Origin of the sequence: Hypericibacter sp., from assembly GCF_050729195.1 — a bacterium.
Classification (GTDB): domain Bacteria; phylum Pseudomonadota; class Alphaproteobacteria; order Dongiales; family Dongiaceae; genus Hypericibacter.
In genome coordinates this window covers 1-5753 of sequence record NZ_JBOHKS010000016.1, presented here as the reverse complement: position 1 = coordinate 5753, position 5753 = coordinate 1, and the positions used below count along the sequence as shown (strand labels likewise).

The following is a 5753-nucleotide window of genomic DNA, read 5'->3' as shown; positions in this document are numbered from 1 at the left end:
CTTGCGGCTCTCCGGCCAGGCGATCGAGGGGTCCTCGATCTTGTCGCCCGTCTCGGCGATCTGTGCATACCAGTCGAAGACGATCGGCCCCTGGGCGAGGCGCTGGACGATCTCCTTCTGGAGATAGTTCGGTCCTTCGGCCTTGAGCTCGTCCGGGGTCAAGTAATGCTCGCCCGCGCGCGGTACGTAGCGGTAGCGCACGAAGACCGACTTGCCCTTGGCATTGGTCCATTTGAAGGAGTTGATCCCGAAGTAGGTCGCCTGCGCATAGGAGGCGGGCGTGGTCAGGCTCTTGACGAAGGCCATGGCGATCGGATGCGAGCCCAGGAACTGCTCGACCGGATTGGGATGCGCCACGTCTGGCCCGCTGGCGCCGACCGCGCGCAGGAAGGCCGCGAACTCGTCGCTGGTCGCCACGATGAAGCCGTTATGCTGGTCGCTCGCCAGATCATAATCCATGCCGTCCTTGGCCCTGATCTTGATCGCGAGGCCGCAAGGGGGCGCCGCGCCGCTGGTGTCCGGGATATCGGGGATGCCGGCGAAGTCGGAAAAGCGAACCGTGATCGGCAGGGTATCACCGGCGAAGATCGGCGCCAGGGTCAGGATCTTCGCCTCGGGCGAGGGCGTGAAGGTGCCCTCGAACATGATGCCTTTGCTGTGCACCGCACGCACATGATGCTGGCCGAAGGCGGCGTGCAGCGCGTTGACGAGATCGTGCGGCGACTGGTTGGGCGGGATGGTGCTGCCTGCGAGCGCCGCTCCGGACAGCGCTGCCGCCAGCGCAAGGCCCGCGCCCACGCGCCAGGCGCCACGCGTGACAGCGAAATGACGATTATGAATATGCGCGATTGCGACCAAGACAGCTCCCCCTGTGATGATCCGAGACCGTTCTGCGGCACAGATGTCGTCCGGATTTGGAAAAGCGGTCTTTTCCATTCCGGTCATTTCTTGTCTGATTCGGCCAGATTAAATTCCAGTATTCTCCGGTGGGCGGGGCGTTTCTTATGTGCCGCGCTCGCTGATCGCTTCGCTCACGAAGTCGATGAAGGCGCGCACCTTCGCCGCCGGGAGATGGCCCGAAGGGGAGAGAGCGTAAAGCGGAAACACCTGGCCGGACCAGTCCGGCAGAAGCTCGATCAGGCGGCCCTTCTCGAGCAGATCCCGGACGCCGATGGCCTTGATCCGGGCGATGCCGACGCCGGCGAGGCAGGCCCCCAGCAGCGTGCCGACCTCCGTGACCATGAGGCGGCCCGTGGTCTTGACCGTCTCGGTCTTGCGTCCCTGCCGGTACTCCCACTCGACCAGCGGCTCACCCGTCAGCGAGTTGCGGACCTGGATGCAGTCATGATGAGCGAGGTCGGCGGGCGTTGCCGGCCGTCCCCGCCTCTTCACATAGGCGGGCGAGGCCACCGTCACGGTATGGGTCTCGAGCAGCTTGCGGGCGACCAGCGAGGAAGAGGGCGGCTGGCCGAAACGCACGGCGATGTCGAAGCCCTCGCCGACGAGGTCGCCCAGCTGATCGCGCCCGACCAGCTCCAGCGAAATTTCCGGATAGCGCTTCAGGAAGCGGTCGGTGTGAGGGGCCAGCATCAGGCTCGAGAAGAAGGCATCCACATTCACCCGCAGGCGGCCCCGGACCACCGTCGCGGATCCCGCCGTCTGGGTGAAGGCATCCTCGATCCCCGACAGCAAAGGGCCGATCTCGCCATAGAGGCGCCGTCCCTCGTCGGTCAGGGCGACCGAGCGCGTCGTCCGGTCCAGCAGCCGCACGCCGACGCTGGCTTCGAGCCGTGCGACCGCCCGGCTCACGCCCGAGGGCGACAGCCCCAGCGCGTCGGCGGCGCGCGCGAAGCTGCCGCCTTCGACGATCGCCGCCAGCACCCCGACATTCGCCACCAGCCGTCCGTCGAAGGCCATGGTCCGGCCCCCTTCTTTTGATGAGTTTATGTCATCAATGATATGACATAAGCACACTTCAAGCAATGACCGTCCGTGTCTATCTCCTGGCCATCGGGAAACGGAACCCAAGGAGACGGATCATGTATGCGATCACGGGAATCACCGGCCAGGTCGGCGGCGCGCTGGCAACGGCACTGCTCGAGGCCCACCAACCGGTCCGCGCCGTTCTGCGCGACGCCGCGAAGGGGCGATCTTGGGCCGAGAAGGGCTGCGAGATTGCGCTGGCGGAAATGACCGATGCGACGGCTCTCACCGCCGCCTTCGAGGGCGCCGACGGCGTCTTCATCCTGCCGCCCTCCGAGTTCGATCCCGCGCCCGGCTTCCCCGAGGCCCGCGCTGTCATCGCTGCCGTCAAGGCGGCCCTCGAGGCGGCGCGTCCGCGAAAAGTCGTCTGCCTCTCGACGATCGGCGCGCAGGCCGAGCAGCCGAACCTGCTCACCCAGCGCACGCTGCTGGAGCAGGCTTTGCGCGGGCTGTCGATCCCCGTGACCCTCCTGCGGCCGGCCTGGTTCATGGAGAATTTCGCCTGGGATGTCGCCTCGGCGCGTGACCAGGGCGTTCTGCCGAGCTTCCTCCAGCCGCTCGACAAGCCGGTGGCGATGATCGCGACCGCGGATATCGGCCGCGTCGCGGCGGAGCTCCTGCGGCAGGAATGGGAAGGACTTCGTGTGGTCGAGCTGGAAGCGGCGCGTCGCTACAGTCCCGACGCCGCCGCCGCGACCTTCGCGAAGATCCTGGGCCGCCCGGTCCGCGCCGAGGCCGTTCCGCGCGAGAGCTGGGGCGGCCTGTTCAAGGCGCAGGGCATGACGGACCCGATCCCGCGCATCCAGATGCTCGACGGCTTCAATGAGGGCTGGATCGAGTTCGAGCGCGGCGAGGCCGGAGCGGTGAAGGGCAAGGTCACGCTGGAGGCGGTGCTGCGGGGGCTGATCGGCAAGGCGTGAAAGATGAATTAGCGGCGACATGCCTTGCATCGCCGGCCGGTCCGCCCAGCTAATGGAGGGGCAAATCGAAAAGGACCGGTCCATGGACACCGAGCAGAAACCGATCAAGTCGGGCTATGGCGCGCAAACGACCGCCGAGGAGGTTGCCGCCGGCATCGACCTCCAGGGCAAGCTTGTCGTCGTCACCGGCGGTTATGCCGGGATCGGCCTCGAGACCGTGCGGGTCCTGTCGAAGGGCGGCGCCGCCATCGTCGTCGGCGCGCGCGACATGAAGAAGGCCGGCGCCGCGCTGGCGAATATCGGGAATGTCGAGCTCCTGCCGCTCGATCTTGCCGAGCCGGATTCGATCGACCGGTTTTCCGACCGGGTTCTCGGCGCACACAAGACCATCCAGATCCTCATCGACAATGCGGGCATCATGGCGATACCGCTGACGCGGGACGCCCGCGGCTATGAGATGCAGTTCGCGGTCAATCATCTGGGACATTTCCAGCTGACGGCGCGGTTGTGGGACGCGCTCAAGCGCGCCGGGCGGTCGCGAATCGTGGCGTTGTCATCGTTCGGTCATCGGCGCAGTCCCGTCCATCTCGACGACCCGAACTTCGAGCGCCGGCCCTATGACAAATGGATGGGCTATGGGCAGTCGAAGACGGCGAACGTCCTGTTCGCGCTCGAGGCCGACCGGCGCGGGAAGGCGGACGGCATCCGCGCCTTCGCGCTTCATCCCGGCCGCATTCCCGGCACCGATCTGGGGCGCCACATGACCGAAGAAGATCTGAGGGCGGTCGGCGTCACGCGCGAGAACGGCGTCTTCAAAGGGCCCAATCTCAAGACGATCGAGCAGGGTGCTGCGACCACTGTCTGGTGCGCCGTGAGTCCCCAGCTCGAGGGCAAGGGTGGCGTCTATTGCGCGGACTGCGATATCTCGGCCGTGATTCCGGATGACGGCCAGGACTCCGCCGGCGTGCTGCGCTGGGCCATCGACAAGACGGCCGCGCGGGCCCTGTGGGATCTCAGCGAGAAACTCACCGCCTAGCTTGCCTCGGGAGGGGCCATCCGGCGCCCCTTCTCGGAGAGGCTGCGAAAAGTGATCGACCAGCGGATCGCATCCATGGCGGCGATGCTGTGCTCCCACTCGTGCCGGACCTCGCCCGTCAGATGATAGAGCGAGCGTGGCGCCAGCGCTGCCGACGCCCGATCGAAACCGCCCGCCCGGCGCCGCCGGAACCGCATCACCGCCGGCTGGCCAAGCGAGATCCCGAGCACATGCTCGAAGACCGGGCGGTCGCGATGCCAGCCGATCCCGGCGCCAGGATCGTAGCGAGTCAACAGGGCTTGAACGAGCGCGTCCGCGGGGAGGCCCGCTAAGTATGCGGCCTTTTCGCGCAGCGGCCGCAATTCGGTTAGGATCTCCAGTCTGGGTACAATACCTCGCCATCTGGACCGAGGAGTTGGATCTGCACCCGTTCTCCGAGCGTCTCTGAGGAGGCCGAAAATGCCAGCACAACCGGTGCCCGAACGGCTCAACGCGGATTTCTCCCAACGCGTCGTGATCGTGACCGACAAATTGACCTGGCTTCCCTCACCGCAAGCCGGCGTCGAACGTCGCATGCTCGATCGGGTCGGGGGCGAGGTCGCCCGGGCGACCTCCATCGTGCGCTATGAACCGGCAAGCCAATTCCCGGAACATGGCCACGCCCTGGGCGAGGAGTTCCTGGTGCTCGATGGCGTATTCTCCGACGAGCATGGCGATTGCCCGAAGGGCACCTATGTCCGCAATCCGCCGGGGAGCCACCACTCGCCACGCACCAAGCCCGGCTGCCTCATCTTCGTCAAGCTGAGGCAGATGCTTTCCACCGAACATAAGCATGTCGTCATCGATACGACCGCATCGGCCTGGCGGCAGGGCGACGTCGAGGGGCATACCAAGCTCAGCCTCTATGTCGGAGAGGGTGAGCAGGTGACGATGGAGCGGCTTCGCGCCGGGGTCGAGCTTCCTGAAGCGCCGTGCTCGGGCGGCGAGGAGATATTGGTGCTCTCCGGCGATCTCGGCGATGATCATGGGACTCACGGCCCCAGGACCTGGGTTCGAAATCCGGCTGGCCATCGGCGCCGTCTCTTATCGCGGCGGGGGGCCACCTATTGGGTGAAGCGGGGACATTTGAAGGCATGACAGCCATTCTGTCAGGACCGAAGCCGCGATCCGAAACCGCCGAGCAGATTCTGGAAGTCGCCGAGACGCTGATCCAGACCCGCAGCTACAGCGCATTCAGCTATCAGGATATCGCCGACGCGCTCGGGATCCGGAAGGCCAGCATTCACTATCATTTCGCGTCCAAGGCCGATCTGGGCGCGGCCGTCATCGATCGCTATGCCGAGCGATTTGGCAAAGCGCTGGCCTCGATGGAGCGGGACCCGTCGGTGTCATCGGTGGCCCTGCTCGACTTCTATATCGAGCCCTATCTGCAGTTCGCCAGGACGCCAGACCGCGTGTGCCTGTGCGGCGCCCTGGCGGGCGAGATTCCGACCCTGCCGCCAGAGATGCGGATGCGGGTGGATCAGTTCTTCAAGGCTCATCACGCCTGGCTGGCCGGAATCCTGGAGCGTGGCGTCGCCCGCAACGAATTCACACTGCCGGCATCGCCAGCCAAGACGGCCCGGCTGGTGTTCGGTGCCCTGCAGGGCGCGTTGCTCGTCAAGCGGACGACAGGCGACACCTCGCAGATGAAGGACGTCGTCACCGTGCTGAAGTCGCAACTTTCGAACCTCGTAACGGCCGGCCGCCATCCGGCTGTAAGGAAAGGCGACATCAGACGCAACGTGAAATCCAGGATGTGATCGGTCGCCGGC

7 protein-coding genes are annotated in these 5753 nt (G+C 65.9%); 4 read left to right on the top strand and 3 right to left on the bottom strand.

Annotation, left to right across the window (positions count from 1 at the left end; translation table 11 throughout):
- Both ACREE8_RS00925 and ACREE8_RS00920 read right to left on the bottom strand, forming a co-directional pair.
- Positions 1-858: catalase (locus tag ACREE8_RS00925; protein ID WP_431571094.1), on the bottom strand; the 858-nt coding region annotated here is incomplete at its 3' end.
- A gap of 144 nt (positions 859-1002) precedes the next feature.
- Complete coding sequence (locus ACREE8_RS00920) at positions 1003-1917, bottom strand: LysR family transcriptional regulator (protein WP_431571093.1); 915 nt, start codon at positions 1915-1917, stop codon at positions 1003-1005.
- Positions 1918-2039: 122 nt separating this feature from the next.
- Here ACREE8_RS00920 and ACREE8_RS00915 point away from each other — a divergent pair, with 122 nt between their 5' ends.
- Together ACREE8_RS00915 and ACREE8_RS00910 are read left to right on the top strand one after the other, a co-directional pair.
- On the top strand, positions 2040-2903 hold the full coding sequence (locus ACREE8_RS00915; RefSeq protein WP_431571092.1) for an NmrA family NAD(P)-binding protein: 864 nt from the start codon (positions 2040-2042) through the stop codon (positions 2901-2903).
- A gap of 82 nt (positions 2904-2985) precedes the next feature.
- Positions 2986-3939, top strand: coding sequence for an oxidoreductase (locus ACREE8_RS00910; protein ID WP_431571091.1), 954 nt, complete (start codon positions 2986-2988; stop codon positions 3937-3939).
- On the opposite strand, the gene ACREE8_RS00905 is transcribed toward ACREE8_RS00910, so the two are convergent.
- Positions 3936-4514 (bottom strand): alpha-ketoglutarate-dependent dioxygenase AlkB, encoded by a 579-nt coding sequence (locus tag ACREE8_RS00905; protein WP_431571090.1) that lies wholly within the window; start codon positions 4512-4514, stop codon positions 3936-3938. The two genes, ACREE8_RS00910 and ACREE8_RS00905, sit on opposite strands and share 4 nt — an antisense overlap.
- Between ACREE8_RS00905 and ACREE8_RS00900 the strand changes: the two genes are divergently transcribed.
- Entirely contained in the window at positions 4399-5076 is a 678-nt protein-coding gene (locus ACREE8_RS00900; RefSeq protein WP_431571089.1) for a cupin domain-containing protein, read from the top strand. The genes ACREE8_RS00905 and ACREE8_RS00900 overlap by 116 nt on opposite strands.
- Entirely contained in the window at positions 5046-5741 is a 696-nt protein-coding gene (locus ACREE8_RS00895) for a TetR/AcrR family transcriptional regulator (RefSeq protein WP_431571088.1), read from the top strand. The genes ACREE8_RS00900 and ACREE8_RS00895 overlap by 31 nt, the downstream gene beginning before the upstream one ends.
- Positions 5742-5753 lie beyond the last annotated feature (12 nt).

What these genes read in the sequence shown, in the direction of transcription:
- ACREE8_RS00920 (WP_431571093.1), bottom strand. Translation starts at nt 1,917, where the DNA reads ATGGCCTTCGACGGACGGCTGGTGGCGAATGTCGGGGTGCTGGCGGCG.
- ACREE8_RS00915 (WP_431571092.1), top strand. Translation starts at nt 2,040, where the DNA reads ATGTATGCGATCACGGGAATCACCGGCCAGGTCGGCGGCGCGCTGGCA.
- ACREE8_RS00910 (WP_431571091.1), top strand. Translation starts at nt 2,986, where the DNA reads ATGGACACCGAGCAGAAACCGATCAAGTCGGGCTATGGCGCGCAAACG.
- ACREE8_RS00900 (WP_431571089.1), top strand. Translation starts at nt 4,399, where the DNA reads ATGCCAGCACAACCGGTGCCCGAACGGCTCAACGCGGATTTCTCCCAA.
- ACREE8_RS00905 (WP_431571090.1), bottom strand. Translation starts at nt 4,514, where the DNA reads ATGCGACGTTCGACGCCGGCTTGCGGTGAGGGAAGCCAGGTCAATTTG.